Here is a 15,457-nt window from a genome sequence, read left to right as displayed (position 1 = left end):
AGGAAGATGCGGAATCAGCTGATGGGGGCGGGGCCGAGCTCGTCGATGAGCTTCTGCATGGCCACGTACGCCTTGTTCCGGTAGGCGATCAGTTCCGGCGTGCGCTCCGCCGGGACGTTGAGGAAGCCAGCTCCGGTCTTGGTGCCCAGCTTTCCGGCCTCCACCAGGTCGGTGAGGATCTTCGGCGTCGCGAACCGTTCCGGGAAATCGGTCTGGAGGGACTTGTAGCAGAAGTTGTAGACGTCCAGCCCGGCCATGTCGGCAATGGCGAAGGGCCCGAAGAACGGCAGCCGGAAGCCGAAGGTGGTGCGGACCAGGGTGTCGACGTCCTCCGCGGTCGCGATCTCCTGCTCCACCAGCTGGGCGGCCTCGTGGAACAGCGCGTACTGGAGCCGGTTGAGCACGAAGCCGGTGACGTCCTTGACGACGGCGGTCTGCTTGTTGGCCGCGTGCACGAGGTCGCGGACGGCGCCGACCGTGGCGGCCGAGGTGCCGGCATGGGGGATGATTTCAACGCCCGGGATGAACGGGGACGGGTTGGAGAAGTGCACGCCCAGGAAGCGCTCCGGGTTGGTGACCGGCTCGGACAGGTCCGCGATGGAGATCGTGGACGTGTTGGACCCGATGATGGCGTCCGGGCGGGCGGCCGCGCTGATGCGGGCGAGGGTCTGGTGCTTGATCTCGATGACCTCGGGGACGGCTTCTTCGATGAAGTCGGCGTCCGCCACGGCCTCCTCGATGTCCTTGGCGGGCCAGAGGTTTTCCTTCAGGATTGCGGTGGCGCCTTCCGGGAACAGCCCGGCGGCAACGAATTCGTCGGATTCGGCCAGGAGCCGCTCGTAATTCTTCTGGGCCACTTCCGCGGACACATCCGCGAGCGCCACCCGGGCGCCACCGAGTGCCAGGACCTGCGCGATCCCGCCGCCCATGTAGCCGGAGCCGACGACGGCGATCTTGCGGGCGGCGTTGATGGCGGCTGCGGTTGCTGTTGATTCGGTCATATTCAGACTGCCTTCGTGTATTCGGGTTCGTACGAGCAGATGGCGTCCACCTTCGCGGCGGAGGAGGAGTTTTCGTCGAAGCGGTGGCTCAGCCATTCACCCACGAGCTTCTTGGCCAGTTCCAGCCCGATGACGCGCTGCCCCAGCGTGAGCACCTGGGCGTTGTTGCTCAGGACGGACCGCTCCACCGAGTAGCTGTCGTGGGCCGTGACGGCGCGGATGCCGGGGACCTTGTTGGCCGCGATCGCCACGCCCAGGCCGGTGCCGCAGATCAGCAGCGCCCGGTCGGCGTCGCCGTCGGCGATCTTGCGGGCCGCGTCGACGGCGACGTGCGGATAAGCGGTGGAGTCGTTGGCGCCGACTCCCACGTCCTGCACGGACGCCACACGGGGGTCGGCTTCGAGGAGCGCCTTCAGCGCGTTCTTGTATTCGACGCCGGCCTCATCGTTGCCGATGACCACGCGCCAGCCTGTTGCTGTGCTCATGCTTGTGCTCCTTGTTCCGCCGGCTCGGGGGTGCCGGGCCGGGATCCTGTGTCTGCGGTGTCGGTGTGGGTGGATATCCGGGTCGCGATGAGGGCGAAGGACACCGCTCCGGGGTCGGGGTGGCCGAGGCTCTTCTCGGCGAGCGGGCGGGCCCTGCCTTTGAGCGGACGCAGCCCGGCGGTCCGCTCTGCGGCGGCTGTGGCGGCGGCCGCCGCCGCGGCGAGGGAACCGGCCACTGGTGTGCCGGCGTCGAACGCGGTGAGGAAAGCGTCCTGGAACGGCAAGAGGGCGTCCACCATGGTCTTGTCCCCCGGCTCGGCCTTGCCGAGCGCGGTGATGGCATCCACGAAGGCCGTGACCGCGGCGGCCGCGTCCTCGCCGCTGTAGCTGTCCTGGTTGCCCGGGGGGGGCGGCGGGCGGGGCGGGCGTCCAGGTGGCCCAGTTCTTCCTCATGCTCGACCACCACGTCCCGCGCCTGGCCGAGGAAGTCGGCGGCCAGCCGGCCGAGGGCTGCCGCCGCGGCGGTGGGCCGTTCGACGTCGGCGGTCTCTTCGGCGTCCGGACCCGCGAGTTCGCGGCGGGCACGGGGTGCCAGGTTTCCCTTGCGGAACGCCGGGGTGTCGGCCGGGGCGGCCCAGTACTGCTCGAGTTCCTCGTCCAGCCACAGCAGGGTCAGGGACAGCCCGGACATGTCCAGGCTCGTGACGAGCTCGCCGCATTCGGGTTCGACGACGGTGAGCCCGGCGGCGGTGAGGAGCTTCTCGATCTTGCCGAACAGCAGGAAGAGTTCGTCGTACTTGACCGTGCCGAGGCCGTTGACGATTGCGACCACGCGGGTGCCGGCGTCGTCCGGTTTGTCGGCCAGGAGCCGGCTGACCAGGAGTTCGGCCAGTTCGGAGGCGGTGGGCATGGGGTGGTCGGAGATGCCCGGTTCGCCGTGGATGCCCAGGCCCAGGGACATGTGCCCCGCGGGGACAGAGAACAGCGGGGCCTCCGCGCCGGGCAGCGTGCAGCCGTCGAAGGCCACGCCGAGGGACCGGGTGCGGTAGTTGGTCCGGATGGCCAGCCGTTCGACGTCGTCCAGGCTCAGTCCCGCCTCTGCGGCAGCGCCGGCGATCTTGAAGACCGTCAGGTCCCCGGCGATGCCGCGGCGCTTCTCGATCTGCTCCAGCGGGGCGCTGGCGATGTCGTCGGTGACCAGGACGGTGCGGGTTTCGATGCCTTCGGCGTTGAGGCGCAGCTGGGCCTGGCCGAAGTGCAGGACGTCGCCGGCATAGTTGCCGTAGCTCAGCAGCACGCCGCCGCCGGCGTTGGCGGCCTTGGCCACGCGGTAGACCTGGCCGGCCGCGGGCGAGGCGAACATGTTGCCGCAGGCCGAGGCGGTGGCCAGGCCGGGCCCGACGAGGCCGGCGAAGGCCGGGTAGTGCCCGGAGCCGCCGCCGACCACCAGGGCCACCTGCCCGGAGGGGACTTCGGTGGAGCGGACGACGCCGCCGTCGACTCGGGCCACGTAGCCGCGGTTGGCCGCAACGAAGCCGTCCAGTGCCTCATCCGCGAAATCAGCGGGATTGTCGAAGATCTGGGTCATGGTTCCTCATTGAATCCGTGTTGGAGAACTAATGCTGTGGGTTGAGGTGGGTGGTGCGGCCGCCCCCCAAGTGGCTTGACGGCCGCACCACGCGCCGGTGTCGGCGCCCGGTCAGGCGCTGAGTTCAGAAGCTGGCTTCAGGCGCCCGTTCAGGCGCTGGCGAGTGCCGTGGCTGCCGGCAACTGCCGGCCCTGGGCCACCTGGCTCGCGCCGAGGGCGTAGCCGTCGGTCTTCGGCAGGACCTGGCGGCGGAGGTAGTCCTGGTTGCTGGCCGTGACGCTGAGGCCGTCGCCGCCGTAGTGCTCGGTGCACAGGATGCCTTGGAAGCCGACGGAGAGCGCGGTCTTGAACGCCTCGCGGTAGTTGATGAGGCCGCTTTCCATCGGGGCCGGCATCGCCACGTAGGTGTCCCGGGCGACGTCCTCGTCGCGGATGTAGTTCTTCATGTGCCAGTAGTTGGAGTACGGGAGGGTCTTGGCGACCATCTCGCGCCAGTCCTCGATCGGGCGGTGCAGCCGGATGAGGTTGCCGATGTCCGGGTTGATGCCGACGTTGGCCAGGCCGATGTCCTGGACCAGCTGAACGGAAGAATCCGCGGTGCCGAGGTAGGTGTCCTCGTACATTTCAAGCGAGAGCAGGACGCCGACCTCGGCCGCGTGCTGGCCAAGGTCGCGCAGGCGGCTCACAGCTTTGCCCCACGTTTCCTTGTCCCCTACCGGATCCTTGTACCCTTCGACGGTCCAGAACCAGAGCTGCTTCTGCTGCTCGGCGGTGATGGCCTGGTGCAGTCCGAACGAGACGACCTCGCAGCCCAGCTCGGCGGCGGCGTCGATGGTGCGGTGGCTGTACGCCAGGTTCGCTTCCCAGTTGCCTTCCTCGATCACGCTGCGGCGGATGGCCGAGATGACGGGGATGCCGATGCCGACGTTGTCCGCGGTCTGCTTGAACTCGGCGAGCCGCGCCGAGCTCAGGTCACCGGGGCGGACCCAGCTGTCCGTGAGGTCGGCATTGGCAAAGCCGGCGTCCTTGACCTCGGTGAGGACCTCGGCCCAGGCGGAGGCGTCGGCGTCGTTGATGTGGTTGCCCTGCGCGTCGGTCCCCGGGAACTGCAGGAGCGCTGCGGTGATGGGCCAGTTTTCGGCTGTATAGGCCATGGGTTCACTCCTTCGTGGAATCCTGTTTCCTATAGGATTTACTATCTAGAGGGATGTTGTCAAGGTCACACCCCCGGGTTACGAGCGTTTCGCGGCGAAGGCCGCTGTCGCGAAGACCTCCGGATTCAGGACGTTGGCAGGGCGCTCCCCTGCCGCGACCGCCAGGATCGACCCAATGGCGCTGGCCGCGACGTCCCGCGTGAAGTCCTCGGTCCAGCACAGGGAATGCGGGGAAAGCACCACGTTGTCCAAGGTCAGGAGCTCGTCGTCGGGAAGCAGGGGTTCCGGCTCAAAGACGTCCAGGCCGGCGCCGGCGATCCGGGCCTCCCGCAGGGCGTCCCGGAGGGCATCCGTGTCCACGAGCTTTCCGCGGCCGATATTGATCAGGTAGGCGCTTGGCTTCATCCGCGCCAACGCGGCCGCGCCGATCAGTTTTTCGGTCGCCGGTGTCAGCGCGGCGCAGAGCACAACGTAATCCGAGCGCTCCAGGAGCTCATTCAGGCCCAGCAGTTCGACGCCGAGTCCGGCGGCCTCCGCGTGGCGGCCGCTGCGGTTGTTGCCCACGACTTTCACCCCGAGCGGGGCCAGGAGGCGGGCGAGCTCAGCGCCCACACTGCCGAAGCCCACGATGCCGACCGTCTGGCCCACCAGCGGCGCGCCGCGGTAGTGCTCGCGCTGCGCCCAGTCAGAGGTCCGGGTCAGCCTGTCCTTGGCCAGGAGCTTGTGCGAGAGCGCCAGGAGCAGCGTCAGTCCCGCCACCGCCAACGGCCGCCGGATGGCATCCGGGGTGTTGGTGACAACGATGCCGGCGCGGGTGCAGGCGTCCAAGTCGATGGTTTCGTAGCCGGCCCCGAACCGGGCAATCAGCCTCAGGTCCGGGGCGTGGTCCACGGTGCGTGAATCGAAGGCGATGTGCCCCAGGGACAGCACGGCCTGGACCCCGGCGAGGTCGGCCAGCGGAACCGGGTCTGTGTAACTGGGCAGGACGCTCCAGCTGATGCCATGTTCGCTGAGCCGCTGCAGCCCCAGATCCCCGTGAATGGAGCTTCCGTCCGGCCGCGCGGCGTCGGCCGTGACGGCCACGGTGAACGGCGAGCGGGCGGTGCCCGCGGTGGTGGTTCCCGCCGCCGGGGCGGCCGCCGTGGTGGCGACCGCCGTCGTCGTCAATGCATTTGTTGCTGTGCTCATGCGTCGGTTCGGCTTTCTGTCTGCGCTGCTGCGGTCTTGTCCTTGATGGGTTCGCGGACCAGCACGGTGTACGCCACTGCGGCCAGGGCGGCGATGACGCCGCCGATCACGAACGACGGCGCGTAGGAGCCGGTGGCATCGGCGATCACACCGGTCAGCAGCGGGGCAAAGGCGCCGCCGAAGTAGCCGCCGAAGTTCTGGATGGCACCGACGGAGGCAACCTGTGAGTTGTCCACGATGTCGCCGGGCATGGCCCACGCGGCCGCCTGCATGGTGGCGACGAAGCCCAGTGCCACGGTCATGACAGCGATGGCGAGCGGGAGGGAATCTACGAACGGGATGAGGCAGATCAAGATGCCGGCGGCAACCGCTGCAATGGACATCACGTGGCGCTTGGCCAGCAGCGGATCGCGGCCGGCCTTCTTCGAGTAGCGCGTCATGACCCAGCCGCCGGTGATGCCGAGGATGGCTGCGCCGAGGTACGGGACAGCCGCAAGCCAGCCGGAGCTGGCGATGCTGGCACCGCGTTCTTCCTGCAGGTAGAGCGGCAGGAAGACGATGAAGATGTTCCAGATCCAAATGACGCAGAAGAATCCGGCCATCATGCCCCAGATCTGGCGGTGCTTAAAGAGTCCGAGCCACGAAACCTTCTTGGCAGTCAGGAGCTGGGTGGTGCGCTGGCTTTCGATGTAATCCAGTTCCTTCGCGCTGATGCGCTTGTGCTCTTCGGGAGCGCGGTAGTAAAGGAAGAAGGCCAATGCCAGCACGATGCCTGCGACACCGAGGAAGAGGAAGATGGCCTGCCAGCCGAACGCGAGCATGATGGCGGTCAGGACGGGCGGCGCGATGGCGGGTCCCCATTTGGAACCGCTGTCCCAGATGGCGGTGGCCTGTCCGCGCTCGGCCCGGGGGAACCAGTCGGCGGTGAGCTTTGCCGACGCCGGCCCGTTGGGGGCCTCGGTGATGCCGAGCAGGAAGCGGAAGGTGACGAACTGCCACATCTTGGTGCCGACGGCCATCAGCGCGGTCGCGATGCTCCAGCCCGCGATTGCGAGGAAGTACATCCGTCGGGCGCCCAGCTTGTCCACGAGCCAGCCAGCGGGCAGCTGGGCAAAAGCGTAGGTCCAGGAGAACACGGTGCCCAGGAGGCCAATGTCCGTCCGGGTCATGCCGAAGTCTTTAATCAGTTGCGGCGCGGCGATGGAGATCGCACTGCGGTCCATGTAGTTGATGATGCCGGCGGCCAGCGCCCAGCCGAGAATCCACCACCGCAGATTCTTGATGGTGCGGCGTGTTGCGGACTCCTTGGGCCCTGCGGCCAAAGTTTCTGTTTGCACTCTTCACTCCCTTGTGACTCCCCATGCCGGCACCGTAGCCGTCACAATCGAAGATCCTATAGGGTCTTCGATCAGCTGTGAAGGGGGTCACAAAAAGTGGGCGCAGAAGCCGGGTGCGGCGCACTGTTACGCGGTGTTGGAGCCGCGTGCGTCACCCTGGGAAGCGAGGCTTATTCCGCGGGAGCGTCCGCGATGGCGCGGCCGCGCACCTTTTGCACGTGCTCGGCCATTGCAGCTGCGGCCTTCTCCGGGTCGCCCGTCGCCAAGGCATCCAGGACGGCCTGATGTTCGGCGATCGCGTGGTCGGCGTCGGTGATCCCCACTCCCCCGAACAGGCGGAAGCGCTGAATCTGCCCGCCGAGGGCGGCATAAGCTGCCACCATGAACTGGTTGCCCGTCTGCTCCGCGATCAGCCGGTGGAACCGCTCGTCGGCCTCGAGGTAGCCGCGGAACTCGGCGAACGAGGGCCCGCGCGGTGCGTCCTTGAGATCGGCGACAGCCCGTTCCAGTTCGGCCAGGTGGCCGGGCGTCAGCCGGGCACACGCCAGGCGGGCGTTCACAGGTTCGATCGCGAGCCGGGCTTCCATAAGCTCGGCGAAGTCTTCCCGGGTGAACACCGGAGCAACCCGGTAGCCCTTAAGGGCCACGCGGCGCACCATCCCGGTGTGTTCCAGCCTGGCGAGCGCCTCCCGCACGGGGGTGGGCGAGACGTCGAGTTCCCGGGCAGTCCCGTCGATGCTGACCGCGGTTCCGGGTTCCAGCCGGCCATCCATCAGCGACGCCAGAAGTTCCTCGTAGACGTGGTCCGCCAGAACCTGCCGGCTGACGGGGCGGCCGGCGGGGCGCCCCTCAAAATGGCTGCCGGTGGAAGCTAATTGCATCTTCAGATCCTATAGGACCAGGCACGGCGAGGCCCCCTCCGGGACATGCCCATTTGCCGCCCCCCACCGCTGGACATGCCCCTCGCTCCGCGTCATGGGCCCACGGGGGACATGCCCAATCCCGGCGCCAGCCACAGGACATGTCCAGTGGCCAATTCGTCGAGGGACCATGTCCCGGTGGCCCCGATGTGCAGGACGGGACATGCCCACCCGCACATTCCAGCGAGGCACATGTCCAGTCTTAGGCCCAACCGGCGAGGGACATGCTCATTGTTAGGCGCGGCCAGTGGGCAGAATGGCATTCTGCCCACTGGCCGTGGCTGCCGCCGGGCATGTCCGGTGGCCATGATGCGCCGCGAGGAACATGCTCTCTCGTGCAGATCATCGCGGCACATGTCCGGCAGCGGGCGCGGCCCTGTGACTCGCGCATCCTGTCTCGGACCTGCCCTGCGAGGGACATGCTCATTGTTAAATGCGATCAGTGGGCAGAATGGCATTCTGCCCACTGGTCGTGGCTGCGGCTGAGCATGTCCAACCGAGCGTGCGCTGCGCGGCTCCGCGGGAGTCACCGCGCCGCAGATGGCCCTAGTTCTGGTAGACCGGGTAGTCGGTGTAGCCCTCGGCGCCGTCGGCGTAGAACGTGGATGCGTTTGGCTCGTTGACCGGCAGGCCTTCGCGCCAGCGGCGGGCGAGGTCCGGGTTGGCGATGGCCGGGCGTCCGACGACGACGGCGTCAGCGTGCCCGTCGGCAACCAGCGAGATGGCCTCATCCCGTGTGGTGATGACGCCGAATCCGGTATTGACGAGGAAGGCGCCGTTGAACCGTGACCGCAGGTCCTGGACCAGCTCGCCGGTGGGATCCTTGTGCAGGATGCTCAGGTAGGCCAGGTTCAGCGGCGCAATAGCATCCACCAGCAGGCGGTACGTCTCACGAACATCTGCGGCGTCCAGTTCGGTGACACCCTGGACGTTGTGCTCCGGCGAGATCCTGATGCCGACGCGTTCGGCGCCCACGGCCTCCACCACGGCCTGCACAACTTCGATCACGAAGCGCGCCCGGTTCTCGGGCGTGCCGCCGTAGGTGTCGTCACGCTGGTTCGACGACGGTGCCAGGAATTCGTGCAGCAGGTAACCGTTGGCAGAGTGCAGCTCCACGCCGTCGAACCCTGCCTCGATGGCGTTCCGCGAGCCCTGGACAATTTCCTGCAGGACGCCGGGCAGTTCGTCGGTGGTCAGGGCGTGCGGCACGGGGTGCGCCTGCTTGCCCTTGGACGTACGGGTCTCTGCCTCGACGGCGATGGCGCTAGGCGCAACTACCTGGTGGCCGCCGGTGATGTCCTCATGTGAAACCCGGCCACCGTGCATGATCTGCGCGAAGATCCGGCCGCCTTCGGCGTGAACGGCGTCCGTGACCTTCTTCCAGCCGGCAATCTGGTCCGGGGTGACGATGCCGGGCTGGCCCGGGTACGAGCGCCCGGCCGGGCTCGGATAGGTGCCCTCGCTGACGATCAGGCCCAGTGAGGCGCGCTGGCGGTAGTGCTCGGCAACCAGGGGCCCCGGGATACCTTCCTGGCCGGAACGGAGACGGGTCAGCGGCGCCATGACGAGCCGGTTGGGCAGTTCCAGCTCGCCGAGGGTCATCGGGGAAAACAGCATGCGCAATTCCTTTCGCAGTAAATGGGTTCACTGGCGGCAACTGCGAGGCGTCTGCAACTATTCCCGCGTGAGACTCGGATCACTACGGGTGGACAATGATCTTCACCGCGGTGTCGTTGTGGTTGATCAGCGTGTCGAACCCCTTGTCCACTAAGTCGTCCAAGGCGATCCGCCCCGTGATGAAGGGTTTCAGGTCGACTTTTCCTTCCTGGACGAGCCTGATGGCGGCTTCGTGGTCGCCGCAGTAGGCGATGGTGCCGCGCAGGTCAATTTCCTTGAGCACTACTTTCTGCATGTCGACCGTGGCCGGGTGCCCCCAGATCGAGACGTTGACGACGACGCCGGCGGGCCTCACGACGTCGAGCATGGTGTCCAGCACCGCATTCACACCGGCACATTCAAACGCCGCATCGGCCCCCGCACCGTCGGTCAGTTCCAGCACGCGCGCCTTGACGTCCTCGGCACTCGGATCGAGCACGTGATCCGCGACCCCGGACGAAGTCGCCTTGTCTTTGCGGGCGGCAGACAGCTCGGTAACGATCGTGGTGACGCCGATGCCTTTGAGGACCGCGGCGGTCAGCAGGCCGATGGGTCCGGCACCCCCGACGACGGCGACGTCCCCGGCTTTGACGCCGCTCCGGCCGACGGCGTGATACGCCACCGCAAGGGGTTCGATCAGGGCGGCCTCGTCCAGGGGGATGGCGCCGACAGAGTGCACCCACCGGGTGTCGACGACGATCTTCTCGCTCAAGCCGCCACCGCCGCCCGCCAGGCCGATGAAGCCCAACTTGGTGCACAGGTTGTAGTGGCCGCTGAGGCAGGGACCGCATTCATTGCAGACGTAGTACGGCTCCACGACGACGTTGTCTCCGACGGCCAGACCGCTGACGCCTTCCCCCAGCTCCTCGATGGTGCCGGAGAACTCGTGGCCGAGGGTGACCGGGGCGGCCTCGTGGGTGAGCCCGTGGGGGTGGCCGGGCGGCGGGGTGAAAATGGGTCCTTCCAGGAATTCATGGAGGTCGGTGCCGCAGATACCGCACCAGGCCACGGCGATCTTCACCGTCCCCGGTCGCAGCTCCGGCTCTTGAATGTCTTCGATCCGGAGATCCTCGCGGGCGTGGAATCGTGCTGCTTTCATGGTGTTTCACCTTCGCAGTCCAGGACCGTGGATGCGCCCGATCAGGCGCATCCACGGAATAGAAGTTGGATTTTCACAGCGGGGCCGTAGCCCCAGTCTGGTGGCCGTGCCTGAGATTGTCACGACCCCGTGAGTCAGCGCGTCCGGTTAGCGCGCGTGATGCGTGGGCTGCAGCTCGAAGACCGGCGTCGGCAGCCCTTCCATCCTGGCCTTGAGCTGCAGGGCAAGATAATTCGAATAGTGCCGGCTCTGGTGCAGATTGCCGCCGTGGATCCACAGGTTCTCCACGTTGGTGGGCTTCCACATGTTGCGCAGTTCCCCCTCCCACGGCCCCGGATCCTTCGGCGTCTCCGATCCGAACCCCCAGCACTTGCCGACGGCGTCCGCCACCTCGGGCGAGACCAAATCAGCCAGCCAGCCGTTCATCGACCCATACCCCGTGGCGTAAATAATGACGTCGGCATCCAGCTCCGTTCCGTTGGCCATCACGACGGAGTTGCCGGTGATCTTGCTGACCTGGCCATTGGCCAGCTTGACCCGGCCGTCGATGATCAGCTGCGAGGCGCCGACGTCGATGTAGTAGCCGGAGCCGCGCCTCAGGTACTTCAGGAACAAGCCCGAGCCGTCAACGCCGAAGTCCAGGTCAAAGCCGGCAGCCTCGAGCTGGGCGTAGAACTCCGCGTCCCGGCGGGCCATCTCCGCATAAACCGGGATCTGGGCTTCGGGCAGAATCCGGTACGGCAAGGAGGCAAACAGCAGGTCGGCTTTCTCCGTGGTGACGCCGTTGGCCAGCGCCTCTTCGGAGTACAGCCCGCCGAGAGCCAGGTCCATGAGGGATTCACTGCGGGCAATATGCGTCGAGGACCGCTGGACCATGGTGACGTCCGCGCCGTGTTCCCAAAGGTCGGCGCAAATATCGTGGGCCGAATTGTTGGAGCCGATGACCACGGCCTTCTTGCCGGTCCAGTCGCCACCGCCCGGGTGCTTGGACGAGTGGTACTGCTCCCCCAGGAAGGACTCGGCGCCGTCGAACGTGGGGACGCTCGGGTACCCCGATACACCCAGGGCGAAGACGAGCTGCTTCGGGCGCAGGGTGACCGGTTCGCCGTCGCGCATCACCTCCACCACCCACTCCTGGGACGTTTCGTCGAAGCGGGCGTTGGTGCACTCGGTCTTGGACCAGTAGTTCAGTTCCATGATCCGTGTGTAGTTTTCCAGCCAGTCGCCGATCTTGTCCTTGGCCGCGAAAACCGGCCAGTCGTCGGGGAACTTCATGTAGGGCAGGTGGTCGTACCAGACCGGATCGTGCAGGTGGAGGGACTTGTAGCGGTTACGCCAGGAGTCACCCGCGCGCTCATTCTTTTCGATGATGATGGTGGGCACTCCGAGCCTCCGCAGCCGCGCGCCCAGCCCGATCCCGCCCTGGCCGCCGCCAATGATGACGGTGTAGGGCTGGTCTTCGTAGCCGAGCCTCGCCTCCTGCTCCTCCTTCAGTTCCAGCCAGGATTTGCGTCCTTTGGTGATCTCGTGGGCGACCCCCTTGTCCCGGTTGGGGCCCTTCTTTTCCTCAAAGCCCTTCAGTTCCTGCATGGTGGTGAGCAGGGTCCAGCATTTGCCATTCCGGAGGCGCAGATGGGCGTAGCCCCGGGCCTGGGCGGTCTCGAAGTTCACCCAGGCCTCGGCATTGGCGGCGTCCCCGGTGGCGTCCTCGGCGAGGATCCAGTTGCTGGGCTGCACGTCGTCCAGGGTCGTCTCGAGCATGCGCCGGATGTCCTCTTTGCCCTCCAGCGTCTTGAGGTTCCAGGTGAAGGAGACGAAGTCGCGCCAGTACGAGTCGTCGTCGAAAAGTTCCAGTGCGGCGTCCGTGTTGTGGCTGCGCAGTGCCTCATCGAACTGCGCCAGCCACGCCCCGACGACGCCGTTTGGTGTCTCAGGCATGTTTCCTCTTTCCATTGCTGACAGGGGGCCGCTCCCGTTGCGTGGCGCGTAGACCACGCAGTGACCCGCATCACAAGTAAATGTCGCAGGGGGTTACAATCGGGTTACACGGAGCTCTCAAGCTGTCGGCGGGCGCGCAGGTTGGCCGACGGCGGCAGGGACCCAGCCGGGTGCGACGATTCGAGGGCGAGTTGAGAGAATGAGCATGCGGCAGGGCAACGGCCCCATCACGCATCCCTCGGACCTCAGGTTTTCTGCACCGGCGGAATACGCCCGAATACTCCGGGCGGCGCACGAGACCACGATTTCGGGCATTCCGGATCCGCACCTCTCGCCGTCGCTTATCAAGTCTTGGCAGCGTTCCCTGGCACTGGGCATCAATCCGGACCAGCACCGGCCTCTGCACCGGCATGAAGTCTCCGAGGCGCGATCCCTCAGCGCCGGCCATCGGCTGGCTGCGGTGATGCCTGCGCTGTCACAGCTTCTGGCCGATGAGACCGCGACCGGACGCCATCTGCTGATCGTGACCGACCACGAGGGCGAAGTGCTGTGGCGCGTCGGCAGCAAGCAGGCCTTGCGGCTCGCGGACTCGCTGGAGTTCGTGGAGGGCGCCGACTGGTCCGAATCAGGGGTGGGCACCAACGCCATCAGCGAGGCCTTGGTGACCGGCGCCCCGGCGCAACTCTTCTCGGCCGAGCACCTCGTGCGAACCCACCATGACTGGGCTTGCACCGCATCCCCCATTCGCGACCCTTTGACCGGCGACATCGTCGGCGTCCTGGACGTCTCTGGCCCGTTCGAATCGGTCACACCGGACAGCCTGCGGCTGGTGCGTTGCGGAGTTCGGCTCGCAGAGGAGCTGCTGAAATCGGCCCCGTTTCCCGACGGCGGCATCGGTCACTCGGGGCAGCGGGCACCCCGTGGCGAGCGGGCAGTGCGCGACGGCGGCGCCCGACCCCAGCTCGTGCTGCGGCTCTTGGGGGACGCGCCATCCGCGGCAGTCGACGGCGGCATCAGCCGTCCGCTGACTGTGCGCCGCGCCGAGATCCTGGCCCTTCTGGCCTCGCGTGATCAGGGCTGGAGTGCCGAAGAATTGGCGTACGAGATCCATGGCGATGCGGGCACCGGCGCGGCGATCCGGACCGAGATGCACCGGATCCGCGCCGTTCTGGGAGATATCCTGGAAGCGAACCCCTACCGATTCTCTTCAACCCTCAACGTCGTTACCGACGCTTCCGTTGTGGCCGGTCACCTGCGGGGCGGTCGGGTTGCCGAGGCGTTCGCGGCGTACCCGGCAACACTGCTCACCCGTTCGGTCAATCTGGCGATCGGGTTCATGCGCGACGAGCTCAACACGGCCGTGGGAGCTTCCGTCCGGTCAAGCGGTGATGCCCGGCTGATGCTGCAGTGGTGCACGAGCGACATGGGGTCCTTCGATACGGCGACTGCGGCTGCCGTGGCTGCGCAATTGGGGCCGGACGACCCGCGTTGCCAGCTCGTGAATGCCCGGATGGAACGGGTGGACCGGGAATTGCGAGCCTAGCCACGGACTAGGGAGGCGGCGGGGCGACCCCGGGGCAGCCTTGGCCTTGGGGATTCTGCAGGCACGTGTCTGCGTAGTTCCTGGTGATCGTCCGCCAGACACTGACGGTCTGCGGCGGCGAGCTGAATTGCCCTTGGCCGGGGATGGGCAGCGGCGGTCCGCCATTGACGGAGTAGGTTCCCTGGAAATGCGTCGTCAAAACCACCGGGAAGTCGCCGGTTTGTGTGTACACGTGACTCGTCAGGGTCTTCTCGCCCCAGCGATCCTGCGGAAGCGGTCCGCCGGCCACCGCTTGCGGGCCGAGCGAGGTGCCGTCGCCATAGCTCCAGGAGTACTGCACGGGCTTAGCCACAATAGCCACACTTTGGCCCAGCATATCGACGCCAAATGTTTGCTCGATGGCCTCGGCATAGAAATTTGTCTCGGCACCCCTCAGAGTGTGTGGGCTCGGCTGCATGACGCTTCGGCCGGCATTGATTGGTAGTTGCTGAAATTTGGTCTGAATCTGGGCGGCAATCTGGCCCAGCACGTCTACGGGTTTCTCGAGATAGACACACCGGTCAGGCGAGATGCGGCTCCAATCATTCGGTCCCGCAACAACCAACTTCCACCACCATCTAACGGGGCGGCCGTTTTCGCCAGCGTTACACTCTGCCGTCGCCGCTAGACACGGAAGATCGAAGTTGTTGTTATCTATCAGGCACAGATACTCGAACCTGTACTGGAATGGGCTCTCCGGAGCAGTCCCGGGCGCATCCACCCAAACCCCGAACGTCGAGTCATACCTCCACACGCCCACACCCGTCTCGTTCCAGAAAACGTCGGATGCTTCGGCGTTGGCAGAAGGGCTAACGGCCGTCGAAAGAGACATGACAGCGGCGAGCACAATCCCGATACCCCACCGCCTTCGTCCTGAACGCGCGAGGCGATTCATGCACCGATCCGGTCAACATCCATCGCCATCCAACGACCGTCAGAGAAGCGGAGAATCATGATATCTGCTAGCACTTGGGAGGCAGGCACGGATTTCTCGACGCTTGAGTCAGCTCGATAGAGGGCTCCTGCCGACTGCTCCAACTGTGTGGTCACCTGGTAGGTACCCCGGGATGTCTTGACGAAGTTGGTATAGGCCCCCTTCGCTTGGAGTAGCCCTCCCGCGATCCATCGTCCTTCCGAGTTCCACTCCACAATTCCCGAGCGCACCTTCGCACATAACCTGCAGGATGAGTCTGTCACCTCATCCATCAGCCGGAATTCCCCAGTCTGATAAGCGTAATTCAGCAGGGTGTACCAATGTTTGGCAAAAGCAACAGCGCCTTCCTTCGTCTCCGCCTTCGCAGCTTCCGGCAACTCGGGTACTGGCACGTTCTGCGCCTTGCCGGTCGCGTCGGCGGGCTTGTAGCTGGCAGTAGGTGTTGGAGTTGTGCTCGGGGTGGCCGGCCCTGAGGGACTCTGCGAAGCAGCAGGTGGAGATCCGGGAGGTGGCGTTCCACCCCCGCTGCACGCTGTGGCCGACATCAGGGAGATCGACACCCAAGCGACCGCACA

Annotated in this window: 12 protein-coding genes and 1 pseudogene; 1 reads left to right on the top strand and 12 read right to left on the bottom strand. The window is 66.3% G+C overall.

Translation table 11 applies throughout. The features are described from left to right. Nucleotides 1-14 precede the first annotated feature (14 nt). The 10 genes and pseudogenes from AC1D0A_RS18820 to AC1D0A_RS18775 all read right to left on the bottom strand — a co-directional run bounded on the left by AC1D0A_RS18820 (nt 15) and on the right by AC1D0A_RS18775 (nt 12,366). A complete protein-coding gene (locus tag AC1D0A_RS18820; protein ID WP_243181553.1) occupies nt 15-1,001 on the bottom strand; it encodes a 3-hydroxyacyl-CoA dehydrogenase family protein in 987 nt (328 codons plus the stop codon). Between the two features lie 2 nt (nt 1,002-1,003). Continuing rightward, complete coding sequence (locus AC1D0A_RS18815; RefSeq protein WP_018775886.1) at nt 1,004-1,486, bottom strand: ribose-5-phosphate isomerase; 483 nt, start codon at nt 1,484-1,486, stop codon at nt 1,004-1,006. Then, nucleotides 1,483-3,074: pseudogene (locus tag AC1D0A_RS18810) on the bottom strand (dihydroxyacetone kinase family protein). The gene AC1D0A_RS18815 and the pseudogene AC1D0A_RS18810 overlap by 4 nt, the downstream one beginning before the upstream one ends. Before the next feature lie 149 nt (nt 3,075-3,223). After that, complete coding sequence (locus AC1D0A_RS18805) at nt 3,224-4,228, bottom strand: sugar phosphate isomerase/epimerase family protein (protein WP_028275649.1); 1,005 nt, start codon at nt 4,226-4,228, stop codon at nt 3,224-3,226. Nucleotides 4,229-4,306: 78 nt separating this feature from the next. After that, nucleotides 4,307-5,416, bottom strand: a complete 1,110-nt coding sequence (locus AC1D0A_RS18800) for a 2-hydroxyacid dehydrogenase (RefSeq protein ID WP_476946521.1) — start codon at nt 5,414-5,416, stop codon at nt 4,307-4,309. Beyond that, nucleotides 5,413-6,753, bottom strand: a complete 1,341-nt coding sequence (locus AC1D0A_RS18795) for an MFS transporter (RefSeq protein WP_476946520.1) — start codon at nt 6,751-6,753, stop codon at nt 5,413-5,415. The genes AC1D0A_RS18800 and AC1D0A_RS18795 overlap by 4 nt, the downstream gene beginning before the upstream one ends. 170 nt (nt 6,754-6,923) lie before the next feature. Next, a complete protein-coding gene (locus AC1D0A_RS18790) occupies nt 6,924-7,634 on the bottom strand; it encodes a GntR family transcriptional regulator (RefSeq protein ID WP_476946519.1) in 711 nt (236 codons plus the stop codon). A gap of 585 nt (nt 7,635-8,219) precedes the next feature. After that, nucleotides 8,220-9,290 carry an alkene reductase gene (locus AC1D0A_RS18785; RefSeq protein ID WP_243181558.1) on the bottom strand — a complete coding sequence of 357 codons (1,071 nt, stop codon included), beginning with the start codon at nt 9,288-9,290 and terminating at the stop codon, nt 8,220-8,222. A gap of 82 nt (nt 9,291-9,372) precedes the next feature. Next, nucleotides 9,373-10,428 carry a 2,3-butanediol dehydrogenase gene (locus AC1D0A_RS18780; RefSeq protein WP_243181559.1) on the bottom strand — a complete coding sequence of 352 codons (1,056 nt, stop codon included), beginning with the start codon at nt 10,426-10,428 and terminating at the stop codon, nt 9,373-9,375. Nucleotides 10,429-10,575: 147 nt separating this feature from the next. Next, the gene (locus tag AC1D0A_RS18775) at nt 10,576-12,366 is read right to left on the bottom strand and encodes an NAD(P)/FAD-dependent oxidoreductase (protein WP_243181560.1); all 1,791 of its coding nucleotides are present in this window, start codon (nt 12,364-12,366) and stop codon (nt 10,576-10,578) included. A gap of 205 nt (nt 12,367-12,571) precedes the next feature. Between AC1D0A_RS18775 and AC1D0A_RS18770 the strand changes: the two genes are divergently transcribed. Next, nucleotides 12,572-13,909: a helix-turn-helix domain-containing protein gene (locus AC1D0A_RS18770; RefSeq protein ID WP_243181561.1), complete on the top strand. Its 1,338-nt coding sequence runs from the start codon at nt 12,572-12,574 to the stop codon at nt 13,907-13,909. Between the two features lie 7 nt (nt 13,910-13,916). On the opposite strand, the gene AC1D0A_RS18765 is transcribed toward AC1D0A_RS18770, so the two are convergent. Together AC1D0A_RS18765 and AC1D0A_RS18760 are read right to left on the bottom strand one after the other, a co-directional pair. Beyond that, on the bottom strand, nt 13,917-14,843 hold the full coding sequence (locus tag AC1D0A_RS18765; RefSeq protein WP_476946518.1) for a hypothetical protein: 927 nt from the start codon (nt 14,841-14,843) through the stop codon (nt 13,917-13,919). Continuing rightward, the gene (locus AC1D0A_RS18760; RefSeq protein ID WP_279294368.1) at nt 14,840-15,427 is read right to left on the bottom strand and encodes a DUF6318 family protein; all 588 of its coding nucleotides are present in this window, start codon (nt 15,425-15,427) and stop codon (nt 14,840-14,842) included. The genes AC1D0A_RS18765 and AC1D0A_RS18760 overlap by 4 nt, the downstream gene beginning before the upstream one ends. Between the last annotated feature and the right edge of the window lie 30 nt (nt 15,428-15,457).

It is taken from the genome of Arthrobacter sp. P1_D4 (genome assembly GCF_056406115.1).
The sequence above is the reverse complement of the archived record's forward strand: the minus strand, read 5'-3'. Positions and strand labels throughout refer to the sequence as shown.

Coding starts and splice junctions, on each gene's coding strand:
- AC1D0A_RS18775 (WP_243181560.1), bottom strand. CDS start 12,366: ATGCCTGAGACACCAAACGGCGTCGTCGGGGCGTGGCTGGCGCAGTTC.
- AC1D0A_RS18805 (WP_028275649.1), bottom strand. CDS start 4,228: ATGGCCTATACAGCCGAAAACTGGCCCATCACCGCAGCGCTCCTGCAG.
- AC1D0A_RS18785 (WP_243181558.1), bottom strand. CDS start 9,290: ATGCTGTTTTCCCCGATGACCCTCGGCGAGCTGGAACTGCCCAACCGG.
- AC1D0A_RS18800 (WP_476946521.1), bottom strand. CDS start 5,416: ATGAGCACAGCAACAAATGCATTGACGACGACGGCGGTCGCCACCACG.
- AC1D0A_RS18765 (WP_476946518.1), bottom strand. CDS start 14,843: ATGAATCGCCTCGCGCGTTCAGGACGAAGGCGGTGGGGTATCGGGATT.
- AC1D0A_RS18790 (WP_476946519.1), bottom strand. CDS start 7,634: ATGCAATTAGCTTCCACCGGCAGCCATTTTGAGGGGCGCCCCGCCGGC.
- AC1D0A_RS18770 (WP_243181561.1), top strand. CDS start 12,572: ATGCGGCAGGGCAACGGCCCCATCACGCATCCCTCGGACCTCAGGTTT.
- AC1D0A_RS18760 (WP_279294368.1), bottom strand. CDS start 15,427: ATGTCGGCCACAGCGTGCAGCGGGGGTGGAACGCCACCTCCCGGATCT.
- AC1D0A_RS18820 (WP_243181553.1), bottom strand. CDS start 1,001: ATGACCGAATCAACAGCAACCGCAGCCGCCATCAACGCCGCCCGCAAG.
- AC1D0A_RS18780 (WP_243181559.1), bottom strand. CDS start 10,428: ATGAAAGCAGCACGATTCCACGCCCGCGAGGATCTCCGGATCGAAGAC.
- AC1D0A_RS18815 (WP_018775886.1), bottom strand. CDS start 1,486: ATGAGCACAGCAACAGGCTGGCGCGTGGTCATCGGCAACGATGAGGCC.